Origin of the sequence: Pseudomonas sp. FGI182 (assembly GCF_000511325.1) — a bacterium.
Classification (GTDB): domain Bacteria; phylum Pseudomonadota; class Gammaproteobacteria; order Pseudomonadales; family Pseudomonadaceae; genus Aquipseudomonas; species Aquipseudomonas putida_Z.
The window spans coordinates 2,767,656-2,784,894 of the sequence record NZ_CP007012.1; the positions used below are offsets into that span (position 1 = coordinate 2,767,656).

General features: G+C 63.9%; 14 protein-coding genes. 8 read left to right on the forward strand and 6 right to left on the reverse strand.

Translation table 11 applies throughout. The annotated features are described in order from the left end of the window. The first annotated feature begins 87 nt into the window (after positions 1–87). Positions 88–1,509: an undecaprenyl-phosphate glucose phosphotransferase gene (locus C163_RS12190; protein ID WP_025339016.1), complete on the forward strand. Its 1,422-nt coding sequence runs from the start codon at positions 88–90 to the stop codon at positions 1,507–1,509. A 332-nt stretch (positions 1,510–1,841) separates the two neighbouring features. On the opposite strand, the gene C163_RS12195 is transcribed toward C163_RS12190, so the two are convergent. After that, positions 1,842–2,783 (reverse strand): LysR substrate-binding domain-containing protein, encoded by a 942-nt coding sequence (locus tag C163_RS12195; protein WP_025339017.1) that lies wholly within the window; start codon positions 2,781–2,783, stop codon positions 1,842–1,844. Positions 2,784–2,929: 146 nt separating this feature from the next. Here C163_RS12195 and C163_RS12200 point away from each other — a divergent pair, with 146 nt between their 5' ends. Beyond that, entirely contained in the window at positions 2,930–4,306 is a 1,377-nt protein-coding gene (locus tag C163_RS12200) for an L-serine ammonia-lyase (protein ID WP_025339018.1), read from the forward strand. A gap of 140 nt (positions 4,307–4,446) precedes the next feature. Here the strand turns inward: C163_RS12200 and C163_RS12205 are convergent, their stop codons facing one another. The 4 genes from C163_RS12205 to C163_RS12220 all read right to left on the reverse strand — a co-directional run bounded on the left by C163_RS12205 (position 4,447) and on the right by C163_RS12220 (position 9,416). Further along, entirely contained in the window at positions 4,447–5,124 is a 678-nt protein-coding gene (locus tag C163_RS12205) for a DUF3313 domain-containing protein (RefSeq protein WP_025339019.1), read from the reverse strand. 396 nt (positions 5,125–5,520) lie between these two features. Then, on the reverse strand, positions 5,521–6,816 hold the full coding sequence (locus C163_RS12210; RefSeq protein ID WP_025339020.1) for an FAD-binding oxidoreductase: 1,296 nt from the start codon (positions 6,814–6,816) through the stop codon (positions 5,521–5,523). Between the two features lie 13 nt (positions 6,817–6,829). Continuing rightward, complete coding sequence (locus C163_RS12215) at positions 6,830–7,918, reverse strand: polyamine ABC transporter substrate-binding protein (protein ID WP_025339021.1); 1,089 nt, start codon at positions 7,916–7,918, stop codon at positions 6,830–6,832. Positions 7,919–8,057: 139 nt separating this feature from the next. Continuing rightward, positions 8,058–9,416: a glutamine synthetase family protein gene (locus C163_RS12220; protein WP_025339022.1), complete on the reverse strand. Its 1,359-nt coding sequence runs from the start codon at positions 9,414–9,416 to the stop codon at positions 8,058–8,060. A 183-nt stretch (positions 9,417–9,599) separates the two neighbouring features. Between C163_RS12220 and C163_RS12225 the strand changes: the two genes are divergently transcribed. Next, a complete protein-coding gene (locus C163_RS12225; RefSeq protein ID WP_025339023.1) occupies positions 9,600–10,499 on the forward strand; it encodes a helix-turn-helix domain-containing protein in 900 nt (299 codons plus the stop codon). Between the two features lie 187 nt (positions 10,500–10,686). Continuing rightward, positions 10,687–12,597, forward strand: coding sequence for an AAA family ATPase (locus C163_RS12230; protein WP_025339024.1), 1,911 nt, complete (start codon positions 10,687–10,689; stop codon positions 12,595–12,597). A gap of 152 nt (positions 12,598–12,749) precedes the next feature. Here C163_RS12230 and C163_RS12235 read toward each other — a convergent pair whose 3' ends face one another. After that, positions 12,750–14,135 carry an aldehyde dehydrogenase family protein gene (locus C163_RS12235; protein WP_025339025.1) on the reverse strand — a complete coding sequence of 462 codons (1,386 nt, stop codon included), beginning with the start codon at positions 14,133–14,135 and terminating at the stop codon, positions 12,750–12,752. Positions 14,136–14,242: 107 nt separating this feature from the next. Here C163_RS12235 and C163_RS12240 point away from each other — a divergent pair, with 107 nt between their 5' ends. The 4 genes from C163_RS12240 to C163_RS12255 all read left to right on the forward strand — a co-directional run bounded on the left by C163_RS12240 (position 14,243) and on the right by C163_RS12255 (position 17,198). Next, positions 14,243–15,109: a LysR substrate-binding domain-containing protein gene (locus tag C163_RS12240; protein ID WP_013972688.1), complete on the forward strand. Its 867-nt coding sequence runs from the start codon at positions 14,243–14,245 to the stop codon at positions 15,107–15,109. A gap of 125 nt (positions 15,110–15,234) precedes the next feature. Continuing rightward, the gene (locus C163_RS12245) at positions 15,235–15,678 is read left to right on the forward strand and encodes a hypothetical protein (protein WP_025339026.1); all 444 of its coding nucleotides are present in this window, start codon (positions 15,235–15,237) and stop codon (positions 15,676–15,678) included. A gap of 54 nt (positions 15,679–15,732) precedes the next feature. Next, positions 15,733–16,479: a phytanoyl-CoA dioxygenase family protein gene (locus C163_RS12250; RefSeq protein WP_025339027.1), complete on the forward strand. Its 747-nt coding sequence runs from the start codon at positions 15,733–15,735 to the stop codon at positions 16,477–16,479. A gap of 197 nt (positions 16,480–16,676) precedes the next feature. After that, positions 16,677–17,198, forward strand: coding sequence for an acyloxyacyl hydrolase (locus tag C163_RS12255; RefSeq protein ID WP_015270391.1), 522 nt, complete (start codon positions 16,677–16,679; stop codon positions 17,196–17,198). Positions 17,199–17,239: the final 41 nt, after the last annotated feature.

A 17,239-nucleotide genomic window follows, 5' to 3' on the forward strand; every position in this document is an offset into this window, starting at 1 on the left:
TTCGCTTCACGGGCTTTGCATGAGCCGTTGTCAAGTCTTGCTGGTTTGTGGAATGCACTTGCTGCACGCAAATTGATGAGGTCTGAAATGGTTCTAGAGCCCAGAAGCAGTCGGTCCTTATTGCAGAGAAGAAGCAGCGTAAGTAACGCCATTCAGGCCGGCCTAGATGGGATTGCAGTCACCGGTATCGCCTGGTACCTGATCTACGACAAGTTTGGCTACATCACCTCCGATTACGTGATCATGCTGCTGTTGCTGGTGGGGGCCCTGGCAGTCATCTACGATCACTATGCGATATACCGTACCAACGTCGGCCTTTCCATCAAGGCTTTCCGGCTGTTCAAGGCTTGGTCGGTAACCTTTTGCTTCCTGGTAGTCATGGCTTTCCTGGCCAAACAGAGCGAAACCTATTCGCGGCTGCTGGTCGTGCAGTTGTTCATCATTGGCTACATCGCCCAGTTGTTCCTGCACTTTGCCGTGCGCGAATTGCAAAAGCGCTTCACCGCCCATGCCCGCCTGGACAACGCCCTGATCATTGGCGCCGGTGACCTGGCCAACTTCCTGTACCAGAAAATCAGCAACAACCCCTGGTTCGGTGAGCGTGTGCTGGGTTGCGTGCTGATCGACAGCGCCGATGAGCCGGGGCGCGAAAGCGCCGACGGCAAGCAGCGCATGCCGGTACTCGGGCATGTTGCCGAGCTTGACGATATCGTGGCTCGCCACGGCATCCGCACGGTGTACCTGGTGACCCCACTGGGCGGTTCCGAGGTCATCAATGATGTGTATTTCAAGTTGCTCGACAAGTGCATTGCGGTGAACTGGGTGCCGGATATCTTCTCGTTGCGCCTGATCAACCACAGCGTGCGGGAAATTGCCGGCATTCCCGTGCTGACCTTGTCGGAAACACCGCTGACGGGCATGAGCCTGTTCCTGAAGAACCTCGAGGACAGGGTGTTGGCGGCGCTGATCCTGCTGCTGGCATCGCCGGTGTTGCTGGCCGTTGCGCTGGCCATCAAGCTCGATAGCCGCGGCCCGGTGTTCTTCCGCCAGGAACGCACCGGCTGGACCGGGGAAGCGTTCCGCATCTGGAAGTTCAGGAGCATGCATGTCCATCAGCCGGAAGAGGGCGTGGTCAGGCAGGCGCAGAGGAATGACCCGCGGCTGACCCGGGTCGGCGCCTTTATCCGCCGCACCAGCCTGGATGAACTGCCGCAGTTGTTCAATGTGCTGACCGGGGAGATGTCGCTGGTCGGGCCACGGCCGCATGCCTTGCAGCATGACACGTTGTATTCGCAGGACATCGTCGACTACTTTGCCCGCCACAATATCAAGCCTGGCATGACCGGCCTGGCGCAGGTGCGTGGGTTCAGGGGCGAGACCAGGGATATCGAGCAGATGATCCAGCGGGTGGACTCGGACATCGAGTACATCAACAACTGGTCGCTGTGGCTGGATTTCGTGATTCTGGTGCGCACGTTGAATGCGTTTACCGGCAAGCAGGCTTATTGAGTCGAGTGCTGCGAGGCGCTTGCCGTGACAATTGCATTGCCTATGCGATTGAGCGCCGCCCGCGCGGCGCTTCGCGGGGCAAGCCCGCTCCCACATTTGTTGCAACGTGCCGAACCTGTCAGACCATGGTCGCCAGCCTTGTTGTCTTGACGCGGTTTCCGGGCTGGCGCTACCGCCGCCTCGCCAGGCTCAAACATTTCACCAAGGCGGGCAACGCGTCTCCCACAGGCATGGCCACGTTGCAACAAATGTGGGAGCGGGCTTGCCCCGCGAAGCGCCGCGCGGGCGGCGCTCGATCTCCGCCCCCCACAAGGCTCAAGGCATTCACCAATCTACACCTTCGTGAGTGGGTGCAACTCCCTGAACCCCCGCGCTTCCTCCACCAGCCAGTCATGCACCGCCCGCGCACCCGGCTGGTTCAGCCCGCCCGGCGGGTAATGCACCACATAGCGCTTGTGGTTGGCGATCGGCACCCCGAACGGCACGATCAGCGCCCCGCGCTCCAGTTCGTCGTTGAGCAGCGTGCGCCGGGCAATCGCCACGCCAATGCCGGCAATCGCCGCCTCGATGGTCAGGTGGTTGCGGTTGAAGGTGTGTCCGCGCCGCACATCCAGGCCGGCGGCGCCTATGCCCTCCAGGTAGAACTCCCATTCGGCATATTCCGAACTGCCGCGCCAGGCCGTGATGTCGTGCAGCAGCGGGTAGTGCGCAAGGTCTGCCGGCCCGTGCAGCGGCGGGCGCCCGCGCAGCAAGGTGGGGGAGCACACGGGAAAGATCTGCTCGTCCAGCAGCGGCGTCGAGAGCATGCCGGGGTAGCTGCCATCGTTCAGGTCGATGGCCAGGTCGAAATCGCCCGGGGTCAACGCCTGGGCACTGTCTTCGGCCACCAGGCGCAGTTCGATGTCCGGGTAGCGTTGTTGAAAGCGCGGCAGGCGCGGCGTGAGCCATTTGGCCAGGAACGACGGGATCGAGCGCAGGCGCAAGGTGCCGCGGATTTCCCCTGCGTCCAGGCGCAGCAGTTCGGCTTCGATGCTGCCATAGGCTTCGGTCACCGTCTGCGCCAGGCGTTGCCCTTCGGCGCTCAGTTCCACACCGCGCGCCCGGCGCAGGAACAGCCGATAGCCCAGGCGTTCCTCCAGCTGGCGCATCTGTTGGCTGACGGCGCCCGGGGTGATGTGCAGCTCTTCGGCACAGCGGGTGAAGGACAAGTGCCGGGCCGCACAGGCGAACACGTGTAGCCAGACGAACGTCTGGCCGTTGAGTTGTCGTCGCATCGTTTAGTACCACTAAAGCCTTGCTTAGGAAGTTTCGTTGGTCATCCATGAGCCAGCGCGGCAGTATCGCGCAAAATCGCAATACCGCTCAATTTCTCCAGATAACCGTGCTGCGGCTTCATACCCGGGTACGGTCAGGCATTAGCATGGCTATCAGTGTTTTCGACCTTTTCAAAATCGGCATCGGGCCGTCCAGTTCCCACACCGTCGGCCCGATGCGGGCGGCGGCTACCTTTGCCCAGGCCCTGCGCGAACAGGAGCTGCTGGCCCAGGTAACCCGTGTCGAGGTGCGGCTGTACGGGTCGCTGTCGGCCACCGGGGTTGGTCACGCCACCGATCGCGCCTGCCTGCTCGGCCTGATGGGGCAATGGCCGGACCGTATCGACCCGGCCACCATCGAGTCGCGCATCGGCCAGGTGATGCAGGAGCACTGCCTGATGCTCGATGGCAGCCACCCGCTGGCGTTCGAGTACAGCCGCGACATGCTGCTGCTCGACGAGAACCTGCCGTACCACCCCAATGCCATGAGCCTGGAAGCCATGGACGGGCAGGGCAGCCTGTTGCGCCAGACCTACTATTCAGTGGGCGGTGGCTTTATCGTCGAGCAAGCCGAGATCGATGCGCCAGCAGGCGAGGCGAGCGCGGTGGTGCTGCCGTACGAGTTCGACAGTGCCGCGCAGTTGCTGGCCTTGTGCAAGGCCCATGGCTTGAGCGTGGCGCAGCTGATGATGGCCAACGAATGTGCCTGGCGCCCGGAGGCCGAGGTACGCGAGGGCCTGCTGCGGATCTGGGGCGCCATGCGTGAATGCGTCGACAACGGCTTGCGCAACGAAGGCATCCTGCCGGGCGGGTTGCACGTCAAGCGCCGTGCGGCGCGGCTGCATCGCAGCCTGCAGGAACTGGGCAAGCCCAACGTGATCGGGTCCACCCTCAGCGCCATGGAATGGGTCAACCTGTTCGCCCTGGCGGTGAATGAAGAGAACGCCGCCGGCGGGCGCATGGTCACGGCGCCTACCAATGGTGCGGCGGGCATCATCCCGGCGGTGCTGCACTACTACATGAAGTTCAACCCGGGCGCGTGCGACGCGGACGTGGTGGACTTCCTGCTGGCGGCAGCGGCGGTCGGCATCCTGTGCAAGAAGAACGCTTCGATTTCCGGAGCCGAGGTTGGTTGCCAGGGCGAGGTGGGCTCGGCCTGTTCGATGGCCGCTGCCGGCCTGGCCCAGGTGCTGGGCGCTACGCCGCCGCAATTGGAAAATGCCGCCGAGATTGCCCTGGAGCATAACCTTGGGCTGACCTGCGACCCGGTGGGTGGCTTGGTGCAGGTGCCGTGCATCGAGCGCAATGCGATTGCAGCAGTGAAGGCGATCAACGCCGTGCAAATGGCGTTGCGGGGGGACGGCGAGCACTTCATCTCGCTCGACCGGGTGATCCGCACCATGCGTGATACCGGGGCGGACATGCACGCCAACTACAAGGAGACTTCGCGCGGCGGCCTGGCCGTTGCCTTCGTCGAATGCTGACGCGGTCAACTGTAGGAGCGGCCTTGTGTCGCGAAAGGGCTGCGAAGCAGCCCCAGCGATTTCAGCTTGAATACGTGGATCTGGGGCCGCTCCGCGCCCCATCGCGACACAAGGCCGCTCCTACATGGACCAGTGAGGCTTTAGCGGGCTTTCTGCTTCGCTTCCAGGAAGCTCGCGCGCATGTCCTTGGCCCAGCCATCCAGCACCGGCTTGACGTCATTCAGGGTCAGCTGCGTGGTCTTGTTCTCCAGATCCTGCCCCGTGCCCTTGCGCACGACCTGGGCCAGCACTTTCTGGCTGGCACCATCGAGGAACGCAGCTTCCACGCCGACATCCACCTCCTGGTCACGGCCGCCCATGGCGGTGTTCACACCGGCTGAAATCAGTGCGATAGGGATGACCTCATAGGGCTTGAGGCCCTCGTTGCTGGTGGACACCGCAGTAATGGCCGGGCGCACTACGATCACGCCCGGGCCGGGGCCCTTGGCCAGCGGTACCACGCTGCCCATTTCACGGCGCAGCGCTTCGTTGAAGTAGCGGGTGATTTCCTGCAGCGTCTGCGCCGAGATGACCGCCGTCGGTTGCGGCCTGGGGTAGAACTGGCTGGGCTCGATGAACACCTGGCTGTACTGGTTGACGTTGACCTTGGGGTCGATCCAGCGCATCACCGGGTCGCCCGACGGGCTCTTGGTTTCCTGCAGCCGGCTGTAATCCTTGAGGAAGCCGGAGTAGTCCTTTGGGTCCACGCGATTGCTGGAGCAGGCGGCCATGGTAAGCAGTGCGGCGCACAACAGGGTGATGCGGGGCAATGATTTCATGATGAAGATGCATCCATGATAGGTCGGCCAGAACAACGCTAGCAGGTGCGAGGCAGTTGGCCAGTGGGTAGGTTCAATCGATTGTGAAATGGTAGAAAGTTGGAGGGGGTGGGAAGGGCTTGTCTTGAGTTTTTCTGCGCCTGTGAGACCGAGCGCCGCCCGCGCGGCGCTTCGCAGCACAAGGCTGCTCCTACATCTGTTTCGGGCCAGTTATTCCTGGTGCGAATTCGCGCGCCCCCTTGGCGTCCACCTCGATATCGTGTCGGCCAAACAAGGCGGTCGTGTGCAATGGTACAGGCGTAATTGGCCTGAAACAGATGTAGGAGCAGCCTTGTGCTGCGAAGCGCCGCGCGGGCGGCGCTCGGTCTCCCAGGCGCCGCAAAGCTCGTGGCGAACTCAACCCAACACCTCCCGCAATCGATACCACAACATCCCCAGCGCCAGCAGCGGCGAGCGCAGTGCCTTGCCGCCGGGGAAGGTCAGGTGTGGCACGGCGCTGAACACGTCCAGCCCCTGGCTGTGGCCGAGGGCGATGCTTTCGGCCAGCAGTTTTGCCGTCCAATGCGTCACGTTCAGCCCGTGCCCGGAATAGCCCTGGGCGTAGTAAACGTTGGGGTGCTGGCTGAGGCGCCCGACCTGGGGGAAGCGGTTGGCGGTGATGCCGATCATGCCGCCCCACTGGTAGTCGATACGCACGTTGGCCAGCTGCGGGAACACCTTCAGCACCTTGGGTCGCATGTAGGCGGCGATGTCCTTGGGGTCGCGGCCGGAATAGTGGCAGGCGCCGCCGAACAGCAGGCGCCGGTCTGCCGTCAGGCGGTAGTAATCCAGGCCGACTTTCTGGTCGCACAGCGCCATGTTCTGCGGGATCAGGCTGCTGGCCAGTGACTCGGGCAATGGCTCGGTAGCCACCACGTAGCTGCCGGCCGGCAGCACCTTGCCGCTCAGGCGTGGTTCCAGTTCATCTAGGTGGGCGTTGCAGCCCAGCACCAGGCTGCTTGCCCGCACCTTGCCACGGGCCGTGTGCAGGGTCACGCGGGGGCCGTGCTCGATGCGCAGCACCGGGCTCTGCTCGAAGATGCGTACGCCCAGGCCGTGGGCGGCGCGGGCTTCGCCCTGGACCAGGTCAAGCGGGTGCAGGTGGCCCGAGCCCATGTCCACCAGGCCGCCGGCGTACTGCTTGCTGGCGACGATTTCATGCAGCTGGTCGGCACTGACCAGGCGGGTTTCAGGGCGATAACCGAGTGCGGCCAGGTCGTCCTGTTCGTCCTTGAATGCGGCGAACTGCGCTGGGGTGTTGGCCAGTTCGCAGAAGCCCCAGCGCAGGTCGCAGGCAATGCCGTACCGGGCGATGCGGCTGGCCACCAGCGCTACCGAATCGATGCCGGCCTGTTTCAGGTAGTGCACGCCGTCCTGGCCGACATGCCGGGCAAAGCCGTTGACGTCATGGCCGATGCCGCGAATCAGCTGGCCGCCGTTGCGGCCGCTGGCGCCCCAGCCGATGCGCCGGCCTTCAAGCAGCACCACCGAGAGCCCGCGTTCGGCCAGTTCCAGGGCGGTATTGACCCCGGTCAGCCCGCCGCCGACCACGCACACATCGGCGCTCAGTTCGCCGTCCAGGTTGGGATAGGGCGCTGCATCGCGTGCCGTGGCGGCATAGTACGAAGCGGTGTGTTGGGTAGTGAAAGACATGGGCGTTCTCGACTCAGCGGTTGGACTTGATCTTGCTCCAGGAACGGGTCATGACGCGCATGATCTTCGGGCTCGGCGTGCTGGAGATGTACAGCTTGTCCAGCACGTCCTGGGGTGGGTAGATCTCGGGGTTTTTCACCAGCGACGCGTCCATGTAGGCCTGGGCATCGGGGTTGGCGTTGGCATATCCGACCGTGGCGCTGACCTTGGCGATCACCTTGGGATCGAGCAGGTAGTTGATGAACGCCAGGGCCTGTTCGGGGTTGTTGGCGTCCTTGGGGATGGCCAGCAGGTCGAACCACAGGTTGCTGCCTTCCTTGGGAATGCTGTAGGCGACTTTCACGCCGTTTTTCGCCTCCACGGCGCGGTTGGCGGCCTGGAACACGTCGCCGGAATAGCCGAAGGCCACGCAGACATCGCCATTGGCCAGGTCGGAAACGTACTTGGAGGAGTGGAAGTAGGTGATATAGGGGCGCAGTTCGAGCAGGCGGGCTTCCGCCTTGGCGTAGTCGGCCGGTTTTTCGCTGCGCGGGTCCATGCCCAGGTAGTTGAGCACGGCCGGGAACAGTTCGTCGGGCGAGTCCATGAACGCCACGCCACACTGCTTGAGCTTTTTCAGGTTCTCGGGCTCGAACAGCACCGCCCATGAATCGATATGGTCGACGCCCAAGGCCGCCTTGACCTTGTCGATGTTGTAGCCGATGCCGTTGGTACCCCACAGATAGGGTACGGCGTACTGGTTGCCAGGGTCGTTCTGCTCAAGCTGCTTGAGCAGCTTGGGGTCCAGGTGCTGCCAGTTGGGCAGCTTGCTGCGGTCCAGCGGCAGGAAGGCACCGGCCTGGGCCTGGCGTGCGAGAAAGTGGTTGGATGGCACCACCACGTCATAGCCGGTGCGCCCGGCCAGCAGCTTGCCTTCCAGGGTTTCGTTGGAGTCGAACACGTCATAGACCACCTTGATCCCGCTGCTGGCCTGGAAGTCGGCTACGGTGGTGTCGCCGATGTAGTCGGTCCAGTTGTACACGCTGACCGAGGGGGTGGCCTGGGTGGTGGTGGCGAACAGCAGGGCGAATGCGGCGGGAATCAGGGCTTGCAGATGACGCATGGGGACACCTCGTTGGTCTTGTTCTTGGAGTTCGGTGCAGGGGCTCGTGCCCTGTGGGAGCGGGTTTACCCGCGAATACGTCGTTGAATGCACCACAGCATTCGCGGGTAAACCCGCTCCCACAGGTACCGCGAAAATGTCAGACGCTCAGCATCAGGAATTCACGCTCCCACGAGCTGATCACGCGCTTGTAGTTCTCATGTTCGGCACGCTTGACCGCCACGTAACCCTGGACGAACTGCTTGCCCAGGTACTGCTGCACGGTCTCGCAGTCTTCCATGTGCTGCAGGGCGTCCTCGATGGTGATCGGCAGGCGCAGGTTGCGCCGCTCGTAGGCACGGCCCTGCACCGGGGCGCTGGGCTCGATGCGCTCGACCATGCCCAGGTAGCCGCACAGCAGGCTGGCGGCGATGGCCAGGTACGGGTTGGCATCGGCGCCCGGCAGGCGGTTTTCCACGCGCATCGCCTCGGGGCTGGAGGTGGGCACGCGCAGGCCGGCGGTGCGGTTTTCTTCACCCCACTCGACGTTCACCGGTGCCGAGGTGTCCGGCAGGAAGCGGCGGAACGAGTTGACGTTGGGCGCGAACATCGGCAGCAGCTTGGGGATGTACTTCTGCAAACCGCCGATGTGGTACAGGAACAGCTGGCTCATGCTGCCGTCTTCATTGGCGAAGATCGGCTTGCCGGTGGCGATGTCGACCACGCTCTGGTGCAGGTGCATGGCACTGCCGGGCTCGTCGGTGATCGGCTTGGCCATGAAGGTGGCGGCCACATTGTGCTTGAGCGCGGCTTCACGCATGGTGCGCTTGAACACGGTGATCTGGTCGGCCAGGTCCAGGGCGTCGCCATGGCGGAAGTTGATCTCCATCTGCGCCGGGCCGTCTTCATGGATCAGCGTGTCCAGGTCCAGGCCCTGGATCTCGCACCAGTCGTAGACGTCTTCGAACAGCGGGTCGAATTCGTTGGCGGCATCGATCGAGAATGACTGGCGGCCGCTTTCGGCACGGCCGGAACGCCCCAGCGGCACTTGCAGTGGCAGGTCCGGGTCTTCGCAGCGCTGGGTCAGGTAGAACTCCATCTCCGGTGCCACGATCGGCTGCCAGCCTTTGTCGGCATACAGCTTGAGCACTTTCTTCAGCACGTTGCGCGGCGACAGCTCGATGGGGTTGCCTTGCTTGTCGAAGGTGTCGTGGATCACGATCGCGGTCGGCTCGATCGCCCACGGGATCTGGTACACGGCGCTCGGGTCTGGGCGGCAGACCATGTCGATGTCAGCGGCATCGAGCAGGTTGTAGTAGATGTCATCGTCAACGTAGTCGCCGGTGACCGTCTGCAGCAGCACGCTCTCGGGCAGGCGCATGCCACGCTCATGGAGAAACTTGGCGGTGGGCGCGATCTTGCCGCGGGCGATGCCGGTCAGGTCGCTGATCACGCATTCGACTTCGGTGATCCGGTGTTCTTTCAGCCAGGTGGACAGCTGATCGAAGGGGGCGTTCATACAGACCTCTTGGTTGGGTTTTAGTGTGGGAGCAAGCGTGCCAGCGTAAACCGTTCTACGGTTTCGAAGGCGTCCCGCTTCCCAGGTGACGCGCTGGAGACTATCTTGGTCGCAGCCCGCATGGCTGATCTATCCACTTTCTCCGGCAATGAATGCACCAAAAGAGTGCAACTAGGACCGAGCGTGACAACCGCCAATGCCCTGCAAGTCCAGGCTTTCCACACCACCGACGTGACCGAACAAGTACGTGCCACCCCTGGCTGGCAGCAGCAGTACCGGCAGATGTCGCCCGGGCATTTCAGCGGAGAGCTGCGTTGCCTGGGGCTGGACGGGGTGGAGGTATACGAGGAGCGGCTGAACACCAGGGTGGAGCAGTTTTTCCGCGCACCCAGCGGTTCGCTGGCGTTCTGCTTCGACTGCAGCGAGAACAGCCTGTACCTGCTGAACGAACAGAGCCGCAACATCTGGATCACCCCGGAGAACTACCAGGAAGTGGCGGTCGTGTTCGACCAGGCCTTCCTGGCCCGCCATGGGCTGGACCCGCAGCGCCTGGAAGGGTTGTTCATGGTGCCGCTGGGCAGCGGCCAGAACGCGCTGTTCGGCAGCTGGCTGAGCGCGACGCTGACCCGTCTGGGCCAGGCGGATTGCCCGCTGCAGGGGCAGGCCCTGGCGGAGCAGCTGCTGGAGGACTGCCTGTTCATCCTCGACAACGCCTGCCAGCGCCTGCAGGGCGTGGCGTTGGGCCGGCGTGACGAGGAACGGGCGATCATGCGCCGGGTGAGCGAGTGGGCGGCCGATTGCCCGGAGGAGACGCTTAACCTGGTGGAGCTGGCGGATGTTGCCGGGGTTTCCTTGCGTCAGTTGCAGCAAGCCTTCAAGGCGTATACCGGGATGCCGCCGGCGCACTGGTTGCGCCTGCGCCGGCTGAACGGTGCGCGGCGCGATCTGCTGCACGGCGGTGAAGTGACCGTGGCCGAGGTGGCAATGCGTTGGTCGTTCTGGCATTTGGGAAGGTTTTCAGAGAGTTACCGGCAGTTATTCAAGGAGTTTCCCAGCGAGACCTTGAAGCGGGGCAGGGGCTGATTCTGGTGGTGTAGCTGCTGGCCTCTTCGCGGGCTCGCCCGCTCCCACAGGGACCTCACAATCCTGGCCCTGAGGTGATCCTGTGGGAGCGGGCAAGCCCGCGAAGAGGCCGGCCCAGGCAATACACAACCCAGCATTCCACAGCGAAAATTGCTATCGTGCCGCCCTGATTCCACCCGAGGTGCCGATGTTCTACCTGCCTTTGCCCAGCGACCAGGCCGACCGCCTCGCCAGCGAGCCCACCACCGACTTCTTCACCACCGCCAGCGTCCTCGACGCCGCCGCAGTGCTGTTCGTGCAGAACCTGCCGCGCCAGCCCGCCACCGCCTCGGCGGATGCGCAGGAGCGCCGCTTTGCCGAAATAGTGCGCATTGCCAACGAGGTCGAAAGCGCCGCGCCGGGGCGCTTCCAGGGCCAGGTAGCGCAGCACTTCGATCGCGAAGCCTTCGCCATGGGCCTGGGCATGCTGGGCGAAAACGGTATCGCACTGCTGTCGACCGAGGTGGAGTACCAGGCCGACGAGTTGCTGGACGCCGAGGGCCAGTGGAACTTCCAGTTCGCCGACAGCTACCGCCAGCGGGCAACCCCGCTGCACCCGGTGTACCTGCCGTCACTGGCCAACGACCTGATGCTCAGCGACCAACAGAACCGCCTGCTGCGCGAATTCCTCAGTGGTATCGATGAGTCGGTGGCGGTACAGGGCTTTGCCGGCACCGGCAAGACCTTCCTGATTCACCAGTTCGCCCGCCTGCTCGAGCCGCAGCGCACGCTGTTGCTGGCCTTGACCGAAGGCCAGTTGCGCGCGCTGCAGGCGCGGGTCAAGGATGCCGCCGCCTACACCGCACTGACCTTCGGCCAGCTGGCCGACGAGCTGCTCAACCGCGACCTCACCAGCAATGGCTGGCGCCTGCGCGACCCGTATCGCACCAAGCTTTCGTGGCGCCCGCAGGATGCGCAGGTGGTACGTTGGCTGGCCATTCCCGACATCGGCCCGCTCGCCGCGCGCGATGTGGTTGCCTTGTGCATCCGCGCGGTACGCACGTTCTGCCACAGCGCCGACACCCAGCTGCAGTTGCACCACCTGCCCTGGGCCGGGCCGGGGACCACGCCACTGGACCAGGAAGTGTTGCTGGAAAAGGCACGGCTGTACTGGCAGGAGCTGATTCGCCCGTCGGCACGGGAAATCCAGTTGCCGGTGCGCGACTACCACCGGGTCAAACTGCTGTCGCTGACTGGTCATGTGATCGACAGCCGCTACACCCATGTCATCGTCGACGAGGCCCACGAGCTGTCGGCACCGATGCTTGCCGTGCTCGACCGCAGCCCGCAGTCGATCATTGCCCTGGGTGACGAACTGCAGAACCTCAACGGCCTCAGCGCGCACCATGGCGGCTTTATCCGCCAGCGTTACATCGACCACTCGCTGCGGGCCGGGCCGGCGATGGACAACGTGCTCAACCCGCTGATCCAGGCCCACCCAGCGGCGATCCAGGCAGCCTTCAGCGGCAGCGCCGAGCATTACACCCGGGTCAGCTTCTTCGATGCGGTTACGGTGCCGGAACAGCCCACGGCGTTGATCGTCGACGATGAATGGGGCCTGTTTGGCTGGTTCCAGCGCCTGACCCACCGGGGCGTGCCGTTCGTGCTGCTGAAAAGCGCGCGCAAGGACTTCGAGCTGTTCGTCGAAGACTGTATCGAGCTGTACCGCCATGGCACCCGGCCGCGTCACCCGATGCTGTTCCGCTATGCCAGCTGGCAGGCGCTGGAGCAGGACAAGGGTGATGACAAGGCGTTCGTCGCCGTGGCCAACATGCTGCGCAAGGGCTACACGCCAGAGCACTTTGCCAGGGCCAAGAGCCGTTACCGTTGGGACAAGGCGCCCAAGCTGTTCCTGGGGCGGGTGCGGGATGTGAAGAACATGGAGTTCGCCCGGGTGATGGTGTCGCCGGAGCTGATGGTAGCGCCGCAGGTGGCGGGGAACCGCAATGAGCGGGCGCGGATGCTGGCGGGGTTGTATACCGCCTGTTCGCGGGCGCGGCATGAACTGATCGTGCCGGGGGGGATGCTGGACTGGGTCAAGGACCAGGTTCGGGATTGATATTGTTGGGGCTGCTTTGCAGCCCATCGCGACACAAGGCCGCTCCTACAGGGGACCGCGATACAGGCCGGCCCCACAGGATCGCGCCGTGATCGCCTGTAGGAGCGGCCTTGTGTCGCGATGGGCCGCAAAGCGGCCCCAGTTACGCTGAATCAGTTACGGTCCAGCCACACCGTCTGGGCATTGGTGAACTCACGCACACCAAAGTGCGACAGCTCACGCCCGAAGCCGCTCTTCTTCACCCCGCCAAACGCCACGCGGGGGTCGGAAGCGCAATAGCCGTTGATGAACACGCCGCCGGTATCCAGCGCCGCGGTCATGCGCTCGGCCAGCGCGTAGTCGGCGGTGTAGATGGTCGAGGCCAGGCCGAACTCGCTGTCGTTGGCCAGCTCCACCGCATGCTCCGCATCACGTGCGCTGATGATCGCCGCCACCGGCCCGAACAGCTCCTGCTTGAACGCAGTCATCTGCGGGGTGACGTTGGCGAACACGGTCGGCGCGTAGAAGTTGGCAACGCCATCGACCTTGTGGCCGCCCAGCAGCAGGGTGGCGCCTTCGGCGATGGTCGCCTGGACCTGGCCATCCAGCTCGTCGCGCAGGTCGTAACGGGCCATCGGGCCGATGTAGGTACCTTCTTCCAGCGGGTTGCCGACCTTCAGCTCGCGAGTGGCCTCGACGAACTTGCGGGTGAATTCGTCAACGATGCTTTCCTCGACGATCAGGCGCTTGGCCGCAGCGCAGACCTGGCCGGTGTTCTGGTAACGGCCGATCACGGCTGCTTTCACGGCGGCATCCAGGTCGGCGTCGGCCAGCACGATGAACGGGTCGGAACCGCCCAGCTCCAGCACGCACTTCTTCAGCGCAGCGCCGGCTTGTGCACCAATCGCCATGCCGGCACGCACGCTGCCGGTCAGGGTCACGGCGGCGATGCGCGGGTCGTTGATGGCGCGGGTGACGCCGTCCGGGGTCACGTTCAGCACTTCGAACACGCCTTCCGGCAGGCCGGCATCCTTGAACAGCTCGCCCAGCAGGTAGGCGCTGCCCATCACGTTCGGCGCGTGCTTGAGTACGTAGGTGTTGCCGGCCAGGATCGCCGGCACGGCGCCGCGCAGTACCTGCCAGACCGGGAAGTTCCATGGCATCACGGCCAGGATCGGGCCCAGCGGGCGGTATTCGATGCGGGCTTTCTCGACCTGGGTCGGCTCGGCTGCGAGCATGGCCGGGCCATGTTCGGCGTACCAGCGGCACAGGCCGACGCACTTGCTGACTTCACCACGGGCCTGGACGACAGGCTTGCCGATTTCGCGGCTGATCATTTGCGCGAAGGCTTCGGCCTTGGTTTCGAGGGTGCTGGCCAGGGCAAGCAGGTACTCGCTGCGCTGACCCAGCGACACCTGGCGCCACTGGCGGTAGCCAACCTTGGCGCGTTGCAGCGCCGCTTCCAGTGCGGCGTCGGTGTCGAACGGGTAGGCGCCGATCTGCTCGCCGCTGTACGGGTCGAGGGAGATGGCGTGGGTCAGGCTGCTGATCGCGCTCATGGCGGGACACTCTCGTTGTTGTTGAACCGTGACGCCAGACTAGTGGGCTATGGCTTTAATGAAAACTGAATAATAATGAGCGAAACATTCACGTTTGGAGAAAGGCTGTGGACCTGGTGCAACTGGAGATCTTCAAGGCCGTGGCAGAGCAGGGCAGCATCAGTGCCGCCGCGCAGCATATCCATCGGGTGCCGTCGAACCTGACCACGCGTATCAAGCAACTGGAGGAGGACCTGGGCGTGGAGCTGTTCATCCGCGAGAAGAGCCGCCTGCGCCTGTCCCCCGCAGGCTGGAACTTCCTCGAGTACACCCGGCGCATCCTCGATCTGGTGCACGAGGCGCGGCTGACCGTGGCCGGTGAAGACCCGCAAGGCACCTTCGCCCTGGGGTCGCTGGAAAGCACGGCCGCGGTGCGCATCCCGGCCTTGCTGGCGGCCTACAACCAGCGCTACCCCAAGGTCGACCTGGACCTGTCCACCGGGCCGTCCGGGACCATGCTCGAAGGCGTGCTGTCCGGGCGCCTGGTGGCGGCGTTCGTCGACGGGCCGGTGCTGCACCCGACGCTGGAAGGCATGCCGGTGTTCGAGGAAGAAATGATGGTCATCGCGCCGCTCAACCACGCCCCGGTAACCCGCGCCCAGGACGTCAACGGCGAAAGCATCTACGCCTTCCGCGCCAACTGTTCGTACCGCCACCACTTCGAGAACTGGTTCGTGCAGGACCAGGCGGTGCCGGGCAAGATCCACGAAATGGAGTCGTACCACGGCATGTTGGCCTGCGTCAGCGCCGGCGCCGGCCTGGCGATGATGCCGCGCAGCATGCTCGACAACATGCCCGGTTGCAGCACCGTCAGTGCCTGGCCGATGTCGGAGGATTTCCGTTACCTGAAAACCTGGCTGGTGTGGCGCCGGGGCACGGTATCGCGCAGTTTGAGCATGTTCGTGAAACTGCTTGAGGAAGGGCGCGCAACCTGATGTTCCAGCGGGATATTCACACCATCGATGCGAATTTCATCAAGACGACCATGCATCAGCACGAACGCCGTTACGCCCGAAGGATCAGATAATAGGTAAGCCATCCTCGAAAGGAGGGTCGTACCATGCGTAACCATCACTATGCCCTCGGCGCGGCGCTGCTGATCACCCTGGCGCTGCCATGGACCCTGGCGGCCGCCGCCGACCTCAATGCCCCCATCGACATGCAGGCCGTGCAACTGCAACAGCAGGAGCAGAACGGCGTCCGCTATCTGCAAGGCGGCATCGGCCAGGATGAAGCCAACGCCCTGCGCAAGACCCCGGGCTATGACCTGCACGTGGAACTCTCCACCGGCCCGGAAGGCAAGTTCCAGAGCGGTGCCACCGTCGACATCCAGAATGCACAGGGCCAGCCCGTGCTCAGCCTTACGGATGCCGGGCCGCTGCTGTATGTGCAGTTGCCTCCCGGCAAATACAAAGTGACTGGCAACGCCCAGGGTGAGACGGTGCAGCAATTGGTGACCGTGAATGGCAAGACCCCCGCGACCGTGAACCTGAACTGGCGTTGATGGAAAAACGGGCAGGAGTACGGATGTGCTCCTGCCTGAAAGGAGCGCACCGCCATGAGCCTGGACCTTCAGCTGGAGATGTTGGACGAGCGGGGCTATGTGTTGCTCCCCGGTGTGCTCGAACCCTTGCGTATCGCCTTGTTGCGCTGCGCTATCGATGACCTGCAGCCCATCCACTGGGATTACCAGGGGCTGCTGGAACACTACAAGTGCGTGTTCAACCGCAACCCGTTGTGGTTGCCCTTTCTCGACCTGCCGCCGCTGATTGCCCTGGCCGAAGCGGCACTGGGCGCCGACTGCCATGTGATCGGCCAGACCGCCTGGCGCAGCCACCCGGGCTACCCCGGCGTGGCCCTGCACCTGGACCATCTGCCCATGCAGTTGCCCGACTGGCTCAGCGAGCGCGGCGACTTCACCCAGCCCCCGCAGATCCTGACTGCGCAGCTGTACCTCAGCGATATCGACCATCACATCGGGCCGACCTGGATTGTGCCCGGCAGCCACCGCGCGGCGCGGCCACCACAGGCTGGCGAGCAACACTGGCAGGGCCGTGAGGCCCAGCCGGTGCTGTGCAAGGCAGGGGACGCGCTGGTGTTTCGCAGCGATGTCTGGCACAGCGGCGGGGCCAACTGCACCCAGTCACGCGAGCGCGACATGCTGCAAGTGCACTATGGCCGGCGCATGGTCGCGCAGAAGTTTTCGCCGTACCTGAACTGGCGTTTCAACCCGCAGGTGCTGGAGGAGGCCACCCCCAGGCAAAGGCGCCTGCTGGGCGAACACGAAGAGGCGGAATACGACTGACCGCAGCTGTTCGGCATGGCAGATGCTGGCGCAGGGTATTAGCCAATGGTGGCAATTCACTTTCAACTTTGTGTTTATCTGGTCGATAATCAGAAAAGTATTACTTCGTGTGACCGGTCTGGATGCATCCGGTCGCCAGATAAGATCGAGGGGCCCAAGCCCCCGCTTGCCGTATAGACCATCAGGAGAAGTCATTGATGAAAACCCGTCTAGCAGCTTCGCTGGCTGCTGCAGTGCTGGCCTTTGCCGGGGCGAATCTGGCCCAGGCAGCGCAGGTGAGCGGTGCCGTTGGCGCCACTGGCCAAGGTGACATGACCTACCGTATCGGCCTGTCGTTCGACTGGGACAAGAAATGGCTGGAAAGCAGCACCGGTCATCTGACCGGGTACTGGGATGCGGCCTACACCTATTGGGAAGGCGGTGAGGCCAGTGGCGCGCACTCGCTTTCGTTCAGCCCGGTGTTCACCTACGAGTTCAGCGGTTTCACCTATACCCCGTACATTGAGGCCGGCATTGGCCTGGCGGCGTTTTCCAAGACCGACGTGGGCGACCAGCGTCTGGGCTCGTCGGTCAACTTCGAAGACCGCATCGGCTTCGGCCTGAAACTGCCGGGGGAGCAGAAGGTGGGGATCCGCGCGATGCATTACTCCAACGCGGGGCTCAAGCAGCCTAACGACGGCATCGAGTCGTACTCGCTGTTCTACAGCAAAGGGTTCTGAGGCCGGGGGGCCGCTTTGCGGCCCATCGCGACACAAGGCCG

What these genes read in the sequence shown, in the direction of transcription:
- C163_RS12200 (WP_025339018.1), top strand. Translation starts at nt 2,930, where the DNA reads ATGGCTATCAGTGTTTTCGACCTTTTCAAAATCGGCATCGGGCCGTCC.
- C163_RS12205 (WP_025339019.1), bottom strand. Translation starts at nt 5,124, where the DNA reads ATGAAATCATTGCCCCGCATCACCCTGTTGTGCGCCGCACTGCTTACC.
- C163_RS12195 (WP_025339017.1), bottom strand. Translation starts at nt 2,783, where the DNA reads ATGCGACGACAACTCAACGGCCAGACGTTCGTCTGGCTACACGTGTTC.
- C163_RS12235 (WP_025339025.1), bottom strand. Translation starts at nt 14,135, where the DNA reads ATGAGCGCGATCAGCAGCCTGACCCACGCCATCTCCCTCGACCCGTAC.
- C163_RS12230 (WP_025339024.1), top strand. Translation starts at nt 10,687, where the DNA reads ATGTTCTACCTGCCTTTGCCCAGCGACCAGGCCGACCGCCTCGCCAGC.
- C163_RS12215 (WP_025339021.1), bottom strand. Translation starts at nt 7,918, where the DNA reads ATGCGTCATCTGCAAGCCCTGATTCCCGCCGCATTCGCCCTGCTGTTC.
- C163_RS12245 (WP_025339026.1), top strand. Translation starts at nt 15,235, where the DNA reads ATGCGTAACCATCACTATGCCCTCGGCGCGGCGCTGCTGATCACCCTG.
- C163_RS12255 (WP_015270391.1), top strand. Translation starts at nt 16,677, where the DNA reads ATGAAAACCCGTCTAGCAGCTTCGCTGGCTGCTGCAGTGCTGGCCTTT.
- C163_RS12220 (WP_025339022.1), bottom strand. Translation starts at nt 9,416, where the DNA reads ATGAACGCCCCCTTCGATCAGCTGTCCACCTGGCTGAAAGAACACCGG.
- C163_RS12210 (WP_025339020.1), bottom strand. Translation starts at nt 6,816, where the DNA reads ATGTCTTTCACTACCCAACACACCGCTTCGTACTATGCCGCCACGGCA.
- C163_RS12250 (WP_025339027.1), top strand. Translation starts at nt 15,733, where the DNA reads ATGAGCCTGGACCTTCAGCTGGAGATGTTGGACGAGCGGGGCTATGTG.
- C163_RS12190 (WP_025339016.1), top strand. Translation starts at nt 88, where the DNA reads ATGGTTCTAGAGCCCAGAAGCAGTCGGTCCTTATTGCAGAGAAGAAGC.